Genomic DNA, 18,380 nt, shown 5'->3' with positions numbered 1-18,380 from the left:
GGCATCCTGGTGCGTCAACGTGACAGGAACAGGGGCGTGAGGGTGCGCTCGAAGAGCTCCCTCGTCGTTCCCCCCAGCAGCCATTCGCGCGCGCGCGAATGGCCATAGGCGCCGCAGACGAGTAGATCCGCCTGGCTATCAAATGCGTGGCCCAGTAGCGCTTCAGCCACGCTCCCCCCATCTGACGACACGGGAGTAAATATCGCTTCTCGCCCCTGCCGCATCAGACTGTTGATGAACGCCTGAGCATGTTCATTGACCCGGTCACTTCCGTCCACGGTGGTAACCACAAGGGCACACGCGAAATCCAATCTCAGGAAATCATGTGCCGCGCGAGCGGATTCGGGGGTTGCACTCCAGCCGATGACGGCCCGCTTGAAGATTCCGTCGAAACGGGTTCTCCCTGGCAATGCCAGGATGGGGCGTCCGGATCGGCTAACCAGTGAAGAGAACTGAGCATGTTGCAGCCTGCGCTCGGCGTGGTCATGTCCGGCGCACGCCATTATCACCTGGTCGAAACCCTGTGCGCGCAGGGCAATCGCGTCCACAGGACGTTCCGCGCGCCCGTCCTCGATCTGGATGTCATGCGGAACGCTCCACTGCGCAACCCGGCGCAAGAGCGTGGCGACTCTGGGCGGGACTTCGGCGCGTGCAACGTCGGGCAAGGGAGATTCCACTGGCTGCACCAGCGTGATGTGCCCGCCACGGGCGCCGACAAGCGCTGCTGCCAGCTGCATGGCAGAAGCATCAGCGGGCGTATCCGTCAAAGGGACAAGAATATCCATCTTGGCTGTTGGACACAGAGGCCGGCGTTGGCCCGCATTCTCCGCCAGTCCTGCGCGGAGATATTGACGTGGGTCAAGGTGTTGACGATCACCCGCTACGCCCGGCGGCCACAGCGAACGTTCCGACGATGAGGCTGGTCCCGATCAACAACGGAGCAGAGAAGCGCCATCCGCCCCTTGCCGCAGCGATCAAGCATTTCAGCAATGAGTTGGTCGCAAGTGCGATGGTGATCGCCTGAATCGCGATACCGTTGCTGATCCGCTCCGCACCCACCATCTGGGCGGCAGAGGCGGTGGCGGCATGTACGTCGGCAATGCCGGAGATGCCCAGAGTCCAGGGCAGGCTCTCGTCACCCAGCCAGTCTCGCAGCAGACTTGCTGCCAGAAGCAGAATGACGATCAGCCCAACAAAGACCAGGATCGCCAACGGTTTGAATGGCCGCACGATGGCCAGCCCGGACACGGCTGAGGTACTGAGCAAGGACCGCCATCCGAATGCCACTGCTGTCCCCATGGCCACGATTGCCGAGCAGACCAGCGGGACCATGCTGTAGGCGAGCAATGCAGGTGCGAGCGTGCCCATTACCAGGCCCAACTGCAGAATCATGGCCACGTTGGAAAGCAAGGCCGCTCCTGCGAAGGCAGGCGCCAGCCGGGGCGACGAGCGCGCGCCGTCCGCCATTGCGGCGATGGTGGCGGTACTGGAGACGAACCCACCGGCGAAGCCGGTCAAGGCCAACGCCGACCTGGGCCCCAGATGGCGCAGCGCCAGGTGCGCTCCGACGCTGACTGCCATCAGCGCCACGATGAGGGTGCCGAGCCTACTCGGGTTGATGACTTCCCAAGGGTCGACGGTGCGGTCTGGAAGCAAGGGAAGCATCAGAAAGCCAGCAGCCAGCACCGTTGCGATGTCCCGAAGATCCCGGTTGGAAACCTTCGCATTCACCTTCCGTATCAGGGCAGGCCCCCCAACCAGTATCACCAGGATGGCACTGCCGGCGAGGACCGCCGTTGCAGGTGCACTTACCGCAATGGCGCCGACCAGATACAGGGCAGGCAGCACAATCAGATGGGGGGCAGCCGCCTGGGAGTGTCGCGGGCGAGGGCAGACAACCAGGCCCAGCAGTACCGCGCCAGCTACCAGCGCCGCGCCTCCCAGCAGCGCTCCCAACCCGCCTGAGATCGCGACCAGCGCAAGCACAACACTGCCGCCAAAGCGCGTGTGGCCCGCCGCCATCCTCCCGCCTGCTCGCTGCCAGACCAGTCCAACAACGGCGCCCACGACAGCGGCGGTAATCAGCCCCGCGGCGGTGCCTGCCGGATCCTGGACGATGCTCAGCATGTCTGGTTGCCCACTGGAATCGGTCAAAGGCGATTCTGCTCCGGCATTTGTGCAGAACGAATCCCGGGAGGACTTGACCCAGGTCAACGATCCAGGGGAATTTTGATTGACTTCGATCAAGTTCATTCGTCGCGCAGGGTTCAAGCTACCGGCTCTTTCACCCCGGGGAGAGCGAGCATGTACTGCGACATTCTGTTGCCCTTCGTCTTGGGCCGCCTGCACGAGCAGGCGCTGGGTCTAGCCACGGCGCTTTCGCGTGAGCAGGGGAGCCGCCTGGTAGCACTGGCTGGGGCCAGTGTGGTTGTGCCGGTCGCGACGGGGTGGATGTACTACCCAGCTGTCTACACCGCTCTTCATGAGCCGGCCAAGGAAACGGTCAGGGTGCTTGCCACCACGCTGGAGGAGCGGCTGGCAGACGCAGGTGTGGATTGGCTCGTGTGTGCGAACGAGAGGGTGTGGGAGGGACCGGTGGATCAGGTGATGCCTCAGGCAGGATGCGTTGACCTGACCATCCTGGGGTTGCATCGCGATGACCCCGGCACTGAGGACACGCTTGTCTCCTCGTTGCTGGTGGAATCAGGGGTGCCGTTGCTGCTTGTCCCGCCGGGCGCCCGCGACGCGGTGCCGCGTCATGTTGTGATTGCGTGGAAAAGCACCCGGGAAGCCATTCGCGCGGTGCATGATGCCTTGCCGTTGTTGATCGCTGCACAACGCGTGCACTTGTTGTATATCGATTCCGATCCGGACGATCCGAGCAGGGAGGACGACGCCAGTCTGCGCCTGGTCGCTCATCTACGGCGCCATGGCGTAACAGCCTCGCCTGTGCACCGCGGTTATGAGGAGGGCGGGGCAGGACCGGCCATACTGAACTTCGTGAAGGAGAGCGGCGCCGATTGTATTGTCGCCGGTGGCTACGGCAGATCCCGTGCCTCGGAATTCCTGTTCGGCGGCGTCACCCGCACACTGATCCGGCACAGTCCGATACCAGTATTTCTCGCCCACTGAGACCCGCGTGAAGCCCGCTGTCCACCCAGTTCTCCCGTACCGGGCATCGGCTGCCGAGCAACTCCGGCTTAAGTCGCCGCACGGCTGATGCAACGCCCTGGCAGGTGATCCATGTACATGAACGATCAGCCTCACAATGCGACGCGTCTTGGCGTCGCGTTCCTGGGCGGGACGGATACCGTCACCGGCTCACGCTACGTGGTTGAGGCCGGCGGCGCCCGCGTCATGGTGGATTGCGGGCTCTTCCAAGGATACAAACCGCTGCGATTGCGGAACTGGCTACCGTTTCCCGTGGATCCCGCTTCCATTGATGCGGTGGTGCTCACCCACGCGCACCTGGATCACAGCGGATATCTGCCACGTCTGATCAGGCTGGGATTTCACGGGCCTGTGTGGTGCACACCGGCCACCCGGGATCTATGCGGAATTCTACTCCCCGACGCAGCGCACCTGCTGGAGGAGGAGGCGCGCCACGCCAATCAGCGCGGCAGCTCGAAACACCATCCGGCCGAGCCGCTCTACACCGTGGGCGATGCGCAACGGTGCCTTGACCTGATGCGGGTCGTCGACTTTTCCGATGCCTTTGACCCGGTGCCTGGCGTAACGGCTACGTTTCACAAGCAGGGACACATTCTTGGCGCCGCATCGGTATCGCTGGTCCATCGGGGCAGGCGAATCACGTTCAGTGGTGATGTCGGCCGTTCGAACGATGCGGTGATGCGCGCTCCCTCGTCGCTGCCGGCATCGGATTGGGTTGTAGTGGAGTCAACATATGGCAATCGGCGCCATCCGACGGCGCTCTTGACGGACCTGCTCGTCGAGCCGATCCGGCGCACGCTCGGGCGCGGTGGGGTGGTGATGATTCCGGCGTTCGCGGTGGGTCGCGCCCAGCTGCTGCTACACGTGATCGCCACCCTGCAGGCGGAAGGGCGGATCCCACGCGCCCCGATCTACTTGAACAGCCCCATGGCCAAGGACGTCACCTTGCTCTATGGGAAATACAGAAGCGAACATCTGCTCGATGACGCCGCACTGGAGCGCTTGCACGCGGCTACCCGGTTCGTCAATAGCATCGAGGAATCCAAGGCCCTCAACCTTCGGCAGGGCCCCATGATCATCGTCGCGGGCAGTGGAATGCTGACCGGGGGGCGCATTCTCCATCATCTCATCGCTTTCGGCTCGGATTCTCGCAACATGATCCTGTTGCCAGGCTTCCAGGCAGGTGGCACGCGCGGAGCGGCGCTGGTGCGCGGTGACAGGCTGTTGCGCATCTATGGCCAGGATGTGCCGATACGTGCCGAGGTGGTACAGCTGGAGGCCGCTTCTGCCCACGCCGACGCCGACGAACTTCTCAACTGGCTACGCACGGCCCAGACGACCCCGCGGCAGGTCTTCATCACACACGGAGAGCCAGACGCCGCCGACGCGCTGCGATTAGCCATTGAACGGGAGCTACATTGGTCTGCATGCATCCCCGAGTACCGACAGTACATTGACCTCGACCCGGGATGAAAAGGGTCCGGGATGGCCCGCAGAGGCCATAGAGCGTCGCCACCCAGCGGCATGGACGGCGAGAACTACCTTCTGCCAAACAGGACACCGTCGTGACGCATCTTGTCTTCCGGGACTATCTTGAAGCAGCAGTCGGGCTCGCGGACGCGTTGAGCTCTTATAAGCAGACCCGGGCATCCATACTGGCCGTTTCATGTGCCGCGCTGCCGATGGCACGGCTCATCGCCGATATGCTTGGGGCGCAGCTGAGGCTCGCGGGTATGCTCGCCGTGCGGGCCACTGCTTCATTCCAAGTGGCGATCGCCAGCCGCAGGGAGCGGGCGGAATCGTCACCGCCGTTGGGTAGTCCAGAAACAAAGGTCGGCGAAGCCGGTATGGAGGATGTGCAGCAAGCGCTCCTGGCCCAGGCTCAAGCGCATCTCAGGCGCTGTGGAATCTGCTCATCGGCTGGCCTGGCGCAGCGAACGATCATCGTGCTCGATGACGGATCGGCGACACCCTCCACCATTGAGGCTGCCTTGCGAATGGTACGCGTGTATGGTCCGGCGCTGTTGGTGTATGCGGCACCGGTCACCACGACGGAAACCCTGGCACGAGCGTCGGGGCTGGCCGATGCGTGCATCTATCTGGCCGCGGCAGACTCGGTCAATGCGGTAGCCGCGCACTTTCTGGAGTACCCGGTAGTCACGGACCGAGAGGCGGTGCGTGCATTGTTCCCCAAGCCGATGCGATGGGGGGATGGTGACGGGACGTGCGCGCGCTGTCTTTCGCTCGGAACAGGAAAGCCGTGATCGCCTGAGCACCACAGAAGGCGGACACGATGCTGCCTTCCGCGATGTCAGGTGCTGGGATCGAGGAGCAACTCATGAATGACTTGGCAATGGTCTTCGGCATCGATACGGCTGCTGAATCCCAGATGCTTGGCCAGCTCCCGCATATGTGTGTTCTGTGCGTCGTCAATCGAGTACATCTGTTTGATGCCTCGCGACCTGGCGATGGCAATCAGGTGGTTCATCAGGATCACTCCCAGTCCACGTCCCTGCCATTCGTCGGCGACTGTCACCGCGCACTCGCAAGCATCCCCGGAGGCAGTGGTGCTGTAACGGCTTACGCCGATCAATTGCTTACCCGACCCGGCGGAAACGACCGCAGCAAAGGCGACCTGGTGGGTATGGTCCAGTACCGTCAACTGCGTCAGCAATTGTTCGCTGGGCGAACGAATCTGGCCCAGGAACCTGAAACGGCGGGCCTGTGGCGACAAGCCCTCAATGAACGCGCGCTCGATATCCCTGTCTGCCGCGGTGATGGGTCGAATCAATACCCTCGTACGGTCGCGCAGCACCTCGATCCAGCGTGGAAAGAGCTCGGGGGACAGGGTAGATGGGAGGTCTGGAGTGTTCATGGCGGCCACGGCTAACGGGGACGCATGCATGCTAGGGTGCTGCGGGAGCCAGCAAATTGACGCAGATCAACGTACACGGTGTTGCGTGCAACCTCAGCGCGCCGTGTAGCCGCCATCGATCACCAGGGACGAGCCCGTGACGAATCGGGATTCCTCCGATGCAAGGTACACCACCCCCCAGGCAATATCGTCCGGCGTACCGACATGGCCCAACGGGTGCATTTGATCCAGCGCGTGTCTACCGGCGACCAGATCAGCGGTACCGCTGTCTCGCAAGTGCTGCTCGACAAGCGGCGTCCAGATGAAGCCAGGGTGCACCGAATTGACTCGAATCCCGTCGCTCGCATAGATCAATGCGTCGGTCTTGGTCATCAGCGTGACCGCGCCCTTGGATGCGTGGTAAGCGGGAAGGTCCGCTGCGCCCACCAAGCCATAGATGGAAGAAAGATTGATGATGCTCCCGGCGCGGTTCCTGCGCATGTGGGGCAGGGCATGCTTGGTGCAGAAAAAGACGCCTTTGACATTCACTGCCTGGACCTGGTCCCAATCGGCCTCGCTGAGCTCGTGGGTCGGACGGTTGGCGCCTGCGATTCCGGCATTGTTGACCATGACATCCAGACGCCCAAGCCGATCCACGACGGCGTCGATGGCATCGTGCACACTGGCTTCCTCCCGAACATCGACGTGCCAGTAGATCGCGGCAGAGCCAGCGCCAGCCAGCTCGTTTGCCAATGCGTTGCCTTCCCCGTCATGTATGTCGAACAGGGCTACCGCGGCGCCTTCTTCGGCCATGCGAACTGCGCATGCGCGGCCAATGCCAACCGAAGCCCCCGTGATTATGCAGACCTTTCCTCTTAATCGATTCATCTAAAGCGTCCTCTTCAGGCCGGAGGTGCGCACAGCACCGCCCATACCAATCTTCATTTGGCGGCGTACCGGAAGAGGGCGTGTTGACCTGCATCAAGAGATGCGGTTCTTTACAGATCTTTACAAAACAGTTCTCCACCGCCATTCGCCAGGCACCCGCCCGTGCCTAGATTGAGTATGGGTCAGGTGGAGGATCGGATATGTGGGACACTCCCAGTCACGTCACGTTCGAAACCGCGGGTGTGGAACCCTTGCTCGGCCTTCAAGGCGGCGGCGCCGCCGGTGTTGGCGGGAGCTGGGAGCACCTGCTGCAGGGCATGCCCCTGGTTCGACGCCGCGTTCGCAGGAAGCAGCACGTCATCCGCGCAGGCCAGCCATTTCGTGGATTGTTCCTGGTACGGTCGGGCATCTTCAAAAGTGCTCTCATCAGTGAAGATGGCCGAGAACGTGTGACGGCGTTCCCGATGCGCGGCGAACTGCTCGGTCAGGAAGCACTGGATCTGGCTGCGTATCCATGTGACGTGATCGCGCTGGATGACGGCGAGGTGTGGGAGCTGCAGCCCTTCCTTCTGCGTCAGTGCCTTCCTGGATTCGAGGCGCGCTTGACCGGGATACTCGCCTCGGAGATAAGACGGGATTGGCGATGGATGCTGGCACTCGGCAGCCTGAATGCCGAGCAGCGGTTGACATCGTTCCTGCTTGATTATTCCACGCGCCTGGCCGAGCGCGGTTTCAGCGCGACACAGATGCTGCTCTGTATGACGCGTGCCGACATCGGCAGTTTTCTTGCCATGCAGATCGAGACAGTCGTCCGCGCGTTGCACAGGTTGCAGGATCAAGGCCTGATCGAGGTCAGTCGTTCCCATATACGCTTCGTCGATCTGCCGCGCCTGCGTGCGCAGTCAACAACGCTGAACTGACCTCTTGTGGCGCCCGTGTCGGGTACGAAAACCACTGTCAAGCGATCAGTTGCTGGACCGCGACCAACAGATCCTCGCGCCGATACGGTTTGCGTAGCAACGTGCCGCAGTGCCCGAGGTCGGAAGTGACGTCGGGCGCGTCATCGTGGCCAGTTGTCAGGAGCGCCGCCAGGCCGGGCAGCTGCTCGCGCAAGGTGGATGCCAGCGCATGGCCGTTCATCGCGCCTCCAAGCATGACGTCGCTGAAAACCAAGGCCGTCTCCGGATGCATCTTTGCGATCGCAAGCGCCTCGACCCCGTCGCATGCTTCCAAAGTGACATAGCCCGCCGCCTGGAGAAACGATACGGCAACCCGTCGCACGCCCGGATCGTCTTCCACCACCAGAATGGTCTGCCGCGCGCCCTCCACACGATGTCGCGGGGGCAGCACGCGCTCTGGCAGGGACGTGGCGACCGGGAGGTACATGCTTACCGTTGTGCCTCGGCCGTGGACGGTGTCAATGTGCAGCATGCCTCGGCTCTGCCTCGTGAAGCCATACACCATGCTCAGGCCAAGCCCGCTCCCTTGACCCATCGACTTGGTGGTGAAGAAGGGTTCGACTGCGCGTCGAGCGGTACTGGCGGACATGCCCATGCCGCGGTCCGCGATCCGGATGACAATGTAGTGCCCGGCCTGCAGCTCCTCCATCTCCTGCGGTCTGACCCATTGCTCGCCAACGGAGAGCAGGATTTCGCCGTTTCCCGGAAGGGCATCGCGTGCATTCAACACCACGTTGACCAACGCTGTCTCAAGCTGGCAGGGATCCACATGCGCTGGTGGGAGGCCACGGTGGCATTCGATCGTCAAGGAGAATGACTCGCCCAGGATTCGTTGAAGCATGGTGCCCAGATCGTGAACCAACTGGTGAAGCTTTACCGATTGGGGAGCCAGGGGTTGGCGTCTTGCAAAGGCAAGCAGCTTGGAGGTGAGAGATGCTCCGCGCGCCACTGAGTGGAGGGCGCCTGCGATAAGATCGCGCGCGCTTTGGTGAGCGGCGTACTCGTCATCAAGAAGCTGCAGGCTGCCGGAGATGATGGTCAACAAGTTGTTGAAATCGTGCGCGATACCGCCGGTCAACTGGCCTAGCGCATCCAGGCGTTGCGCGTGGGCGAGTTGCTCCGCCGTTCTGCGGCGCTGCATTATCGCCGCAACCAGGACTGCGACGCCCTGTATCAGATGAAGGATGTCGTGCTGGATCGGTCGCGTGTCTGTGGAAAGTACCATCAGAGCCCCTGTCGGCTGGTCGCGGTCACGGAGCAGCGTTGCTGCACCACACGCAAACCCCTCACCAGCTTCGCCCAGCAGTTCCAATTGCCGATCATCCAGGATGGTGGCGCGGTCCACTGGAAGCGATGCTTCAAGCAGGGCCCAGCGCGAGGACAGTATGTGCCGAAGGGCTTCGCCGTTGATCTGTCCGGCAACGCGCACATCCATGGCTTGACCATCCGACTCAGGAAAGGCCAACGCGACTGCGTCGGCCTGGAGCTCATCGATAAGCATGCCAGGCAATGAGCGAACAAGCTGTTGCTCGCTGCCCGCGTCCAGGGCCATCTGTCCCAACCGTGCAATGAAGGCATCATAGCTGGCCCGCACGAGGGCTTGCCGAACGCGCTGACTCTCCGAGATGTCGCGCACCGACGCCAGGTAGTGTCGTCCGTGTGCGGTGTCGATCGGACTCAACGCAATTTCCACCGGAAACTGCTGACCGTCCACCTTCTGGCCGACCAGCACCTGATCGGATTGGCCCATCGGTCGGACGCGCGGAGACGACATGTAACCGAGGCGATGCTGGAGATGCCGCTCTCTCGCGCCGGCCGGCATCAGTGCTTCCACGGCTAGGCCAACGAGCCCGTCATCGCCATAACCAAAAAGACGCTCTGCGTTGCCGTTGGCACGGATGATGCGCCCCTCTGCATCCACCAGCAACAGCGCATCAGGGACGATATCAAACAACTGTGGGAGCATCAGTGCGGTCACGGCGACACGCTGGCAGCCAACCGATAGCCGACGCCTCGGGTCGCCTGGATCAGCTGAGGCTGCGACGGATCGCGTTCGAGCTTGCGCCTCAGTCGGCCTATGTGGACGTCGATAGCACGGTCGAACGGGCCCGCATCGCGTCCGTGTAGCGAATTCATCAGCTGATCCCTGCTCTGTACCTTGCCGGCGCCTTGAACCAGCGCGTAAAGCAGGTCGAACTCGGCCGAGGTCAAGCGGATCGCGTTGCCCTCACGGTCAAGTACTACCCGCTCCGACGCGTTGAGGAGTATCCCATCGAAGCGGAAAACATGTCTGGCTGATGGCGACGGATGCTGTGCACGCCGCAATACCGAATGTATGCGGGCCAGCAGTTCGCGGTAATCAAACGGTTTGGCAACATAGTCATCGGCACCGAGCTCAAGGCCCACGACTCTATCCACCGAGTCACCTCGGCCGGTCACGATGATGACCGGAATCTGACAGGACTGACCTCGCAACATCGTCAGCCCATCTCCATCTGGTAGGCCGAGGTCCAGCAGGATCAGGTCAACCCCCCCTTGGGACAGGCATTGTTCCGCCGCCGCAACGCCTGCGGCAATGTGGCACTCGACGCCGTGATTCTGCAGGAAGCGGGCCGTGAGGCCGGCGATGGCCTCGTCGTCTTCGACCAGAAGGATGCGCGGTCGGGCGATCAGGGGTCGTTCGAGCACTGCCATCGACGCGCCCTTACGGCATAGTTTGGATGATCATACCCTTAGCTGCAGCCTGCACGCTGCCAGCCCTTGATTCATCTTTGCGAAGGCTCAATTGCGGCTTCCGGAGGGTCATGATCATGGCGCGGTCAGCGCCCCAAACCACGCTCCTATGGCGTAGGTGGCCGCCATTGCGATGGCGCCCCAGACGACAACCCGTAGCGCGCCACGCAGTTGGGACGCTCCACCGAGCCTGGCCGCAACAGCCCCGAGCGCGGCCAGGACGCATAGCGTGGTTGCGACGACAACTCCCGCCAGGTTGCTATGCGCCAGGGTTGCAACCAAAAGAACCGGGGGCAGGGCACCGACGACAAATGACATTGCAGAGGCACCTGCTGCCTGGAGTGGCCTTGCCTTCAATACATCGTGAATGCCCAATTCGTCCCTCAGATGTGCTGACAGCGCGTCATGCGCGGTCAGCTCGCGGGCAACCTCCTCGGCAAGCCGTCGCGTCAACCCTCTCTTTTCGTAGATGGTTGTCAACTCAAGTAACTCTGCGTCCGGCTGGTTCAGCAGCTCCCCGCGCTCCTTCTCTTCGTCTGCGTTCTCGGCGTCTGCCTGCGAGCTGACTGAAACGTACTCGCCCGCCGCCATCGAGAGTGCACCGGCGATCAGTCCTGAGAGGCCAGCGACGAGAATCGTTTGAGTTACCGCGCCAGCACCGACCATGGCGACGACCAGGCTGCTGGTCGATATAAGTCCATCATTTGCACCCAATACTCCGGCACGCAACCAGCCGCCGCGTTGACTGCGATGGAATTCTCCGTGGCTCATGACATGTCCTTGGAGTGTGTCGAGCTTTTGAAGGTACTCCCAGCCCGGTGAAGGCACTAGGCATCTATTCGGGCGGTCCCCCAACATTGGGTTGCGCGGATCAATAATGGTCAGCTTGCCAGTTGTCAGGTTAGATTTCATAGACCTTGTTCAGCAGAACATCTCAAGAATTTTCGTGTTCTTGGATGGACGACCGCCTGTGCTATTGCCGGGGTGAGAATTCACTATGCTCTTTGAACCCGCGCCACCTAGGAGGCTACGCGTTGGTATGCAGTTTCACAGTCACCTTCAACCCGTTGAGGCATTGCGACGTTCCAAGGCTGATCTTCCCGCCGTGCACGTCCAATGTCTCCTGGACGATAGACAGGCCTAATCCGCTGCCCTCCGCGCCACTTCCGATCACACGGTAGAAACGGTCGAAGACGCGGTCCTGCAGGTCCTTGGGAATGCCGGGTCCTGAGTCTTCCACCGTAAGAACGCATTGCTCGCCCGTCTGTTCGGTAGACACCACCACGACCCCATGCTCGGGGGTATACCGTATGGCATTCTCGACGAGGTTGCGAACCAGCAAGCCCAACGAGAACTCGTCGCCGAAGACGTCCGCTTTGTCGAGAACGAGGTTCATAATCTGACTCTTGGAAGCCGCCAAGGCCTTGAGCTCTTCAACCTCGTTGCTCACCAGGGCGTCCAAGCTTAGCTTGGCAAACGCATCCTTTCCGATGCTGCGCTCGGTTCGGCTCAGCGACAGCAGCTGTGATACCAAGCGCTCAACCCGTTCCACCCCTCGGGCAAGCAACCGCTGTGACTCTTGGCGTTCTTGATCAAGCGTGGCGAGCCGCGCGTTGTCTGCATGAACCTTCACTGCGCTGATCGGCGTGCGCAGCTCGTGCGCAGCATCTGCGATGAAGCGTCTTTCACGTACCAGGGCCAGATCCAGCCGCTGCAGCAGCTCGTTTACCGCGCGAACCAGGCCGTGGACCTCCTCTGGGAGCTTGGTGTCATCCAAGGGTGTCATTCGGTCGAGGTCACGCTCACCGATGTCGGTGGAGACTTTCCGCAAGGAGCGCGTCGCCCAGGCGACCGTCAGCCAGATGACCAAGGCCATCACCGGAAGCGCAAGCAACAGTGGCAGCAGCGTACCGATGGCAATGTCCTCGGCCAGTTCCTGGCGGATATCCGAGCGCTCGGCGGACTGAAACCATCGACCCTGTGGCGAGCGCAGCGTAAAGGTTCGCCACTGCGCCCCTTCTATGTCGACATCCGCGTAGCCCGGCGACAAGCTCGCCATTGGCGCAGTGGGCGCGCTGTCTGATCGGAGCAGAAGGCGACCGTCAGGCGCCCATATCTGAAAGGCCAGCTTGTTCTCGTAGGCATGTCCGTCTTTGAAGGCCAATGCCTCGCCCACGCCCTCAGCGCGACCGTGCCAACCGCGCAGGACGATCGGGTCGCCGGGAAACGCGCTCAGATCGCTGAGCGGCTCGTCCACCAGGCTCAACAGCACCCGTGAGGACTGCACCAGCCGGGCGTCGAACATTTCCCCGGCCTCCTGCAGCCCGGCTCGGTAGCTCAGACCGGCCGCCAGGAGCATGAGCAGGGAGAGCACCCCCAGCAACACGACCAGCAGGCGGCGACGGATGGACGTCATGCAGCCGCATCCGAGGGGTCGCCCAAGGCGTAGCCGATCCCCCGCACAGTGCGGATGATGCCGGGATCCAGCTTCCTGCGCAGTTGGTGGACATGCACATCGACGGCATTGCTTGCCACGTCCTCATCCCAGCCATACAGGTGCTGCTGGATGGTCTCGCGCCCAAGCGGCCTGCCTTGTTGTTCCATGAGCAGTCTCAGCAGGGCGAACTCCCTGCGGGTCAAGTCGAGGGTGTGCCCTTTCCAGATGGCGGTCAGACGGGCCGGGTCCAGGCTCAGCGCACCCGCTTCCAACGTCGGTTTTGCACGGCCTACGCTGCGGCGGAGCAGGGCGCGGACGCGGGCAAGCAGCTCGGGCGTGTCAAACGGCTTGCCCAGATAGTCGTCGGCGCCCACGTCCAGCCCAAGGGTACGGTCGGATGCCCGCTCGCGGGCGCTGAGTACCAGGATGGGCACGTTTCCGCCCGCCGCGCGCACCTTGCGAATGACGTCGATCCCGTCCATTCGCGGCAGACCCAGGTCCAGCACGACCAAGTCGATGTCGCCGTCGCCGATGGCGGTCAGCGCGGAGGCACCGTCCTGCACCCAGTCCACGGCGTATGCCGCTCGACGTAGGGCGGTCCGGATACCTTCCCCGAGTGATGCATCGTCTTCGGCGAGCAGGATGCGCATGCAGGCAGTCTCGTTGTCCCGGGCTTACTTGGCAAGGTGGCCCCGGACCTCGTTGAGTTTGGCGGTCGCTTCGGCGCGCCGGCCGGCATCGGCGACTTCCCGGCCGGGGCGGGCAGGTGCAGCAATCGCCTTCTCCAGCGCTGCCCGGGCGCCTTGCCAGTTCTTCTGGTCGCGCAGGAAATCCCCGTAGAAGTAGTTGGCATCGATACCCTTCGGGTCCACGGCCAAGCCCTTCTTCAGCATGGCCGCTGCGGTGTCGTCATTGCCGAATCCCAATGGCCACCCCGGCACCTGGTAGTAAAGGGCTCCCAGGCTGGTGTAGGCCGCACCCTGCAGTGCGTTGGGATCTATCTTCAGGGCGGCCTCGAAGTCCGCACGTGCCTGTTTCACCAGGCTGAGTGCCCCCATGCCACCTTTCTCGCCGGCGAGGCTGGAGAGGACGATACCCTCCCAGATCAGTGCACCGGCATCATCCGGCTCGGTCTGGCGGGTCTTCGCTGCCTGGCTGGCCAAGGCCTCGAACGCGGTCTGTCGCTGCGGCTTACTGGTCTGGTAGTTGATCTGGGCCCAGCGGTCGCGCAACTGGGCGACCGTCATGGGCGTTCCCGGTTCGGCGGCACAGGCAATGCCGACCAACATGACCAACGCGCTGATGAGCAGGATGAACATGGTTTTACCGTGACGTTGCTTCATGGGAGGAGTCCTCGTGGATGGGCTGCGCTTGAGCGGCGTGGCGCCTGATGATAGGAAGCTCGGCACGCAGGCTGCGGTCGACCAGCGCGGGGAACATGCCGTTGATGCGCGCGAACAGCTTTTCCGGCCAGCCGAGCTGGCGGCGCCGGTCGCCTTGGACGATAGCGTGGACAAGCGCAGCGGCGACGGTCTCCGGCGCATCGCTGCCGACCTTGAGCTCGGCATTGAGCGCATCGACGGCAGGCGTATTGAAGGCGGTGCGCGTGGCGCGCGGGGAGAGATACTGGAAGCTCAGGCCGGTGCCGTCGTGTTCCCTTGACAGCGCTTCCATGAGCCCCCGCAGGCCGAACTTGCTGGCGCTGTAGGTGGCGAAGCCGGCGAAGCCAATGCTGCCGAAGGTGGAGCCGATGGCAACAACGCTGGCCTGTTCGTGGCGGCGCAAGACCGGCAACAGGGCGTGGATCAGCAGCGCCGAGCCGACCAGGTTGGTCTGCAGCAGTTTTTCCAGCTCATCGGGGTGCTGGTCTTCAAACAGACCGAACGCGCTCTTGGCGTGGCCCAGCACCAGCATCGAGAGGAGACATTTGCCTGTCCGATCGCAGCGATCAGGTGGGAGCGGCCTAGTGGCGCGGACAGGTCGGCGACCACGGTGTGCACGCGCCCGGCCGGTAGCGCGGCGGCAAGTGTGGTGAGCCGGCTGCGGTTGCGCCCGACGGCCATGATCGAGGCGCCGGCCTGGACCAACGCGTGGCACAGCGCCACGCCGATGCCGCCACTGGCGCCGGTGACGATGACGGTCCTCCCGGCGAGATTCATCACGCGGCCTCCGCCCAGCGCACGCCGTCCTGACGCAGCGTGCGGAAGATGTCGCCATACAGCACGTAGAAGCGCCGGGCGGCGTGGATGACGGCCTGCTGATCCGCCGGATCATCCAAGCGCTCCATCAGCCCTTCGAAGAAACCGACATGCTCGATGTCCAGGTCGCCGTGGGACAGCAGGTAGCTGAACGCGTTTCGCGGCAGGTCGAGCGAGGTCTGGATCGTGTTGGCCGCACGGGTCGCCAGCGCCACGCTGGTTCCCTCCAAGACCAGTACCATGCCGAAGAAGCCGACCGGGTTGCCGCGGTGGATGGTGTCGTAGGCGTAGCTCACCATCAGCTCGGTGGCCAGTGAGGGCAGGCTGGCAGCGGCTTCGGCGCGGTCGGCACCGCAGGCCGCCAAGTCGTCCAGCACCCACTCCTGGTGGCCCATTTCTTCCTCGATGTATTCGCCGATGGCGGTGCGCAGCCATTCAAGCCGGGCCGGCAGACGCGCGCCGCAGGCCATCAACAGCGGAACGGTGTGCCTGACATGGTGGTAAGCCTGCCCGAGGAAGGCGACGTAGTCTTCGCGGGCGATCTGGCCCCCCAGCGCGGACTGGATGATCGGCACGGAGACCAGGCTGGCTCGCTCCTGCTGGGTCTGGGCGAGCAGTTCGGAATGGAAACTCATGCGGATACTCCCGTGGAAGGAACGGAGGCGGGACGGCGATAGCTCGCATCGACCTCGGCCTGGAAATGGGACAGGATGGCGTCGCGACGCGGGCGCCCATTGGCGGTGAGCAGCCCGGTACCTGCAGAGAATGGCGCCGGTGCGCGCACGATGCGCGAGACACGGGCGTAGTCGGGCAGGCCGGCGTTGACCTCGGCGACGGCGCGGGCGAGGGCGGCATCGTCCAGGTCGGCGCGACGCGGAACCAGCACGGCGACGTTGTCGGCCTGTGCTTCGCCCCATACCACCGCCTGGGCCAGGTCTGGATGGGAGAGAAGCTCGCTTTCCACCCATTCGGGTGAGACATTCCGACCGAACGCGGTGATGAAGACATTCTTGCGGCGGCCGGTGACGTGGACGAATCCGTCAGCGTCGACGTGGCCCAGGTCGCCAGTGCGGATGGGACCGTCGGGAAGCGGTTCGGCACCGAGGTAGCCCAGTGCGCGTGCCCCATCGACCTGGATTTCATTGTCGACAATGGCGATACGAGCGTGTGGAAGCGCTTTGCCGACGCTGCCATCCCGGCTCGCACCGGGTTGATTGAGGCACACCACCGAGGCACATTCGGTCAGCCCATAGCCTTCGAAGACCGGCAGCCCCAGGGCGCGCGCCCGTGCAAGCAGCCCCGGCCCTACGCGCCCACCGCCGACGGCGATATAGCGCAACGAGGCGGGCAGGGGAGCACCGCTTTCGGCGGCCATCACCACCGCCAGTAACAGCTGAGGCACCAGGATGACGCTCTCCGGCTGATAGCGGTGCAGGCACCGCAACAGCGTCGGCACGTCCAGGCCCGAGGCGCCGGTGTAGCCGATCTCCGCCAGCGACGGGAGCGCGATCTGCGCGTCCGAGAGCAGCGTTGCATACAGCCCGGCGACGTTCTCCAGGAGCGTGGAGAGCGGCATCAGGCACAGGTGGCGGCGCGGCGCAATCGCAGACGATCCTTCCACAAGTGAACTGGCGACCGTAAGCAGCGTGTCGGCCGACAGGCACACGCCCTTGGGGCGGCCGGTCGTGCCGGAGGTGTAGGTCACGCATGCGGTGCCAGTGGGGAGGTCGACCGACGTCGCCGGACAGGTCCGCCACTGGGCGAGCGTCCCGCCGTCCAACGTCCCCAGTGTGCCCATGCTGCCAGTTGGCGCAGGCGCGCCCCGGGCGGTGACCACGCATTGGGCACCGCTGGACGCCAGGGCATGAGCGATCTGTTCGGCAGAGAAGAATGTGGGCAACGGCACATGCACGCCGCCGAGCTCGCGCACGGCAAGATCCAAGACCAGCCAGTGAATACCGTTGTCCAGCTGGCTTGCGACGCGGTCGATGCCTTGCAGGTCCAGCCGACTAGCCAATCGCAATGCGCGTTGCCGGATCTGCTCATCGCCAATTTCCGCGCTGGAAGTGAGCACGCGTGCCTTGCGCCCGCCGAGACCGGCGATCAGGGGAGAGGTCAGCGCGTTCATTGCGCCCCCACCATGGCTTGCAGAGACGAATCAGGATCCGTTTTGGAGCGCGCATCGTGTTTTCGTGCTTGGTGCAAGAACGCACGTCCGGCGGCGACATTCCCACAGACCACCTTCGGCCGGGCTTGGTAGTAGCTGCCCCACTGGGAGGCATCGCCGGTGAGTCGCTCTGGGCTTGCTTCGCCAAGTTCCACCGTCACCAGATGCAGTCGGTCGAGGGCGTTCCGCAGCTGTTGGGTGGCAGCGAACAGCACCCAGCGCACGCGTGCGGCATGCAGCATCTCGGTCAACCGGACAATCAGCTCACGGGCGATGCCAGGCGTGGTGGCGGCAAAGTTGCCGATCTCGGCGATACGGTCGCGGCCCACATTGGCGATCTCCCGATGCGAGAGGATGGCCTGCACGGGTTCATCGAGATATTGCTCGACAAACAATGGGCCTTCGCTGCCCGCGCGCATGCCGACCGCCGCCACCAAGTGCCCATGGCCATCCCGGAACGCAAGCAGATGGGGCAGAAACGCGTGCAGGGTGGCACCGTAGCGTTCGCGATATACGTGGGCGATGAACCGCTCCACCTCGCTGCGGCTTGAGTCTTGAGGGCCCACGACCTGCGACAGCGGCAGGATCGACGGGAACGTGACAGCGAGAGAGGTGGGGATCCAGGACATGGCGAGCATGCTGGCCGGCCCGGATTAAGGACGAATTAGCCGTTAGTTAAGCAGTCATTATCTTTTGGGAAGACTTTCGTTGCGGTCGCCCAGCCATCTTTCATAGCCCCCAGGCGCTCAGGAGCAAGTGCGTATCCTCGATGGGCATTTGATCAATCGCCGGCAGTGCGGAGGATCAGGGGTGTTTATCGTGGTAGGGCAGATGTCCGCTCTTGGCCTTGGATTCAACCGGTCGACGCAACACACTGAAGACTGCTTACCGGCAGCAGGAGTGTTGCAGATGGAGCGCAGGCCAAGGATCTACTACAGCGACGCCCAGAAGGCTCTGATGTGGGAGCGATGGC

At 63.2% G+C, this 18,380-nt stretch carries 18 protein-coding genes and 1 pseudogene; 5 read left to right on the top strand and 14 right to left on the bottom strand.

Annotated features, from left to right (window positions below):
- Window positions 1-14 precede the first annotated feature (14 nt).
- Entirely contained in the window at window positions 15-785 is a 771-nt protein-coding gene (locus tag QMX79_RS01930; protein ID WP_049447182.1) for a universal stress protein, read from the bottom strand.
- A gap of 88 nt (window positions 786-873) precedes the next feature.
- Window positions 874-2,253, bottom strand: coding sequence for a DUF4010 domain-containing protein (locus QMX79_RS01925; RefSeq protein WP_282243800.1), 1,380 nt, complete (start codon window positions 2,251-2,253; stop codon window positions 874-876).
- A gap of 51 nt (window positions 2,254-2,304) precedes the next feature.
- Here QMX79_RS01925 and QMX79_RS01920 point away from each other — a divergent pair, with 51 nt between their 5' ends.
- The 3 genes from QMX79_RS01920 (at window position 2,305) to QMX79_RS01910 (ending at window position 5,435) form a co-directional block, all read left to right on the top strand.
- Entirely contained in the window at window positions 2,305-3,132 is an 828-nt protein-coding gene (locus QMX79_RS01920; RefSeq protein ID WP_282243799.1) for a universal stress protein, read from the top strand.
- Window positions 3,133-3,249: 117 nt separating this feature from the next.
- A complete protein-coding gene (locus tag QMX79_RS01915; RefSeq protein WP_282243797.1) occupies window positions 3,250-4,644 on the top strand; it encodes an MBL fold metallo-hydrolase in 1,395 nt (464 codons plus the stop codon).
- A 92-nt stretch (window positions 4,645-4,736) separates the two neighbouring features.
- Window positions 4,737-5,435: a phosphoribosyltransferase family protein gene (locus QMX79_RS01910; protein ID WP_282243795.1), complete on the top strand. Its 699-nt coding sequence runs from the start codon at window positions 4,737-4,739 to the stop codon at window positions 5,433-5,435.
- Window positions 5,436-5,482: 47 nt separating this feature from the next.
- Here QMX79_RS01910 and QMX79_RS01905 read toward each other — a convergent pair whose 3' ends face one another.
- Both QMX79_RS01905 and QMX79_RS01900 read right to left on the bottom strand, forming a co-directional pair.
- The gene (locus tag QMX79_RS01905) at window positions 5,483-6,046 is read right to left on the bottom strand and encodes a GNAT family N-acetyltransferase (protein WP_282243792.1); all 564 of its coding nucleotides are present in this window, start codon (window positions 6,044-6,046) and stop codon (window positions 5,483-5,485) included.
- A gap of 93 nt (window positions 6,047-6,139) precedes the next feature.
- Window positions 6,140-6,913 (bottom strand): glucose 1-dehydrogenase, encoded by a 774-nt coding sequence (locus QMX79_RS01900; RefSeq protein ID WP_282243790.1) that lies wholly within the window; start codon window positions 6,911-6,913, stop codon window positions 6,140-6,142.
- Between the two features lie 200 nt (window positions 6,914-7,113).
- On the opposite strand from QMX79_RS01900, the gene QMX79_RS01895 reads away from it, so the two are divergent.
- Window positions 7,114-7,833 carry a helix-turn-helix domain-containing protein gene (locus QMX79_RS01895; RefSeq protein ID WP_282243788.1) on the top strand — a complete coding sequence of 240 codons (720 nt, stop codon included), beginning with the start codon at window positions 7,114-7,116 and terminating at the stop codon, window positions 7,831-7,833.
- Window positions 7,834-7,870: 37 nt separating this feature from the next.
- On the opposite strand, the gene QMX79_RS01890 is transcribed toward QMX79_RS01895, so the two are convergent.
- The 10 genes and pseudogenes from QMX79_RS01890 to QMX79_RS01840 all read right to left on the bottom strand — a co-directional run bounded on the left by QMX79_RS01890 (window position 7,871) and on the right by QMX79_RS01840 (window position 18,045).
- Entirely contained in the window at window positions 7,871-9,850 is a 1,980-nt protein-coding gene (locus tag QMX79_RS01890) for a PAS domain S-box protein (protein ID WP_282243787.1), read from the bottom strand.
- Window positions 9,847-10,566: a response regulator transcription factor gene (locus tag QMX79_RS01885; RefSeq protein ID WP_282243786.1), complete on the bottom strand. Its 720-nt coding sequence runs from the start codon at window positions 10,564-10,566 to the stop codon at window positions 9,847-9,849. The genes QMX79_RS01890 and QMX79_RS01885 overlap by 4 nt, the downstream gene beginning before the upstream one ends.
- Before the next feature lie 114 nt (window positions 10,567-10,680).
- Window positions 10,681-11,376 (bottom strand): VIT family protein, encoded by a 696-nt coding sequence (locus QMX79_RS01880; RefSeq protein ID WP_282243930.1) that lies wholly within the window; start codon window positions 11,374-11,376, stop codon window positions 10,681-10,683.
- Between the two features lie 256 nt (window positions 11,377-11,632).
- Complete coding sequence (locus QMX79_RS01875; protein WP_282243928.1) at window positions 11,633-13,000, bottom strand: ATP-binding protein; 1,368 nt, start codon at window positions 12,998-13,000, stop codon at window positions 11,633-11,635.
- Between the two features lie 17 nt (window positions 13,001-13,017).
- Window positions 13,018-13,692, bottom strand: a complete 675-nt coding sequence (locus tag QMX79_RS01870) for a response regulator transcription factor (protein ID WP_282243784.1) — start codon at window positions 13,690-13,692, stop codon at window positions 13,018-13,020.
- A 24-nt stretch (window positions 13,693-13,716) separates the two neighbouring features.
- Complete coding sequence (locus QMX79_RS01865; RefSeq protein WP_282243926.1) at window positions 13,717-14,331, bottom strand: hypothetical protein; 615 nt, start codon at window positions 14,329-14,331, stop codon at window positions 13,717-13,719.
- Window positions 14,332-14,365: 34 nt separating this feature from the next.
- A pseudogene (locus QMX79_RS01860) lies at window positions 14,366-15,201 on the bottom strand (SDR family oxidoreductase).
- Window positions 15,201-15,875: an iron-containing redox enzyme family protein gene (locus tag QMX79_RS01850; RefSeq protein WP_282243780.1), complete on the bottom strand. Its 675-nt coding sequence runs from the start codon at window positions 15,873-15,875 to the stop codon at window positions 15,201-15,203. The pseudogene QMX79_RS01860 and the gene QMX79_RS01850 overlap by 1 nt, the downstream one beginning before the upstream one ends.
- Window positions 15,872-17,368 (bottom strand): AMP-binding protein, encoded by a 1,497-nt coding sequence (locus QMX79_RS01845; RefSeq protein WP_282243778.1) that lies wholly within the window; start codon window positions 17,366-17,368, stop codon window positions 15,872-15,874. The genes QMX79_RS01850 and QMX79_RS01845 overlap by 4 nt, the downstream gene beginning before the upstream one ends.
- Window positions 17,365-18,045 (bottom strand): thermostable hemolysin, encoded by a 681-nt coding sequence (locus QMX79_RS01840; protein ID WP_336618844.1) that lies wholly within the window; start codon window positions 18,043-18,045, stop codon window positions 17,365-17,367. The genes QMX79_RS01845 and QMX79_RS01840 overlap by 4 nt, the downstream gene beginning before the upstream one ends.
- A gap of 118 nt (window positions 18,046-18,163) precedes the next feature.
- Here QMX79_RS01840 and QMX79_RS01835 point away from each other — a divergent pair.
- Window positions 18,164-18,380: hypothetical protein (locus tag QMX79_RS01835; RefSeq protein ID WP_282243774.1), on the top strand; the 217-nt coding region annotated here is incomplete at its 3' end.

This window comes from Stenotrophomonas sp. PS02300, from assembly GCF_029959395.1.
GTDB lineage: Bacteria > Pseudomonadota > Gammaproteobacteria > Xanthomonadales > Xanthomonadaceae > Stenotrophomonas > Stenotrophomonas maltophilia_AD.
This window is presented reverse-complemented; position numbering and strand designations above follow the sequence as displayed.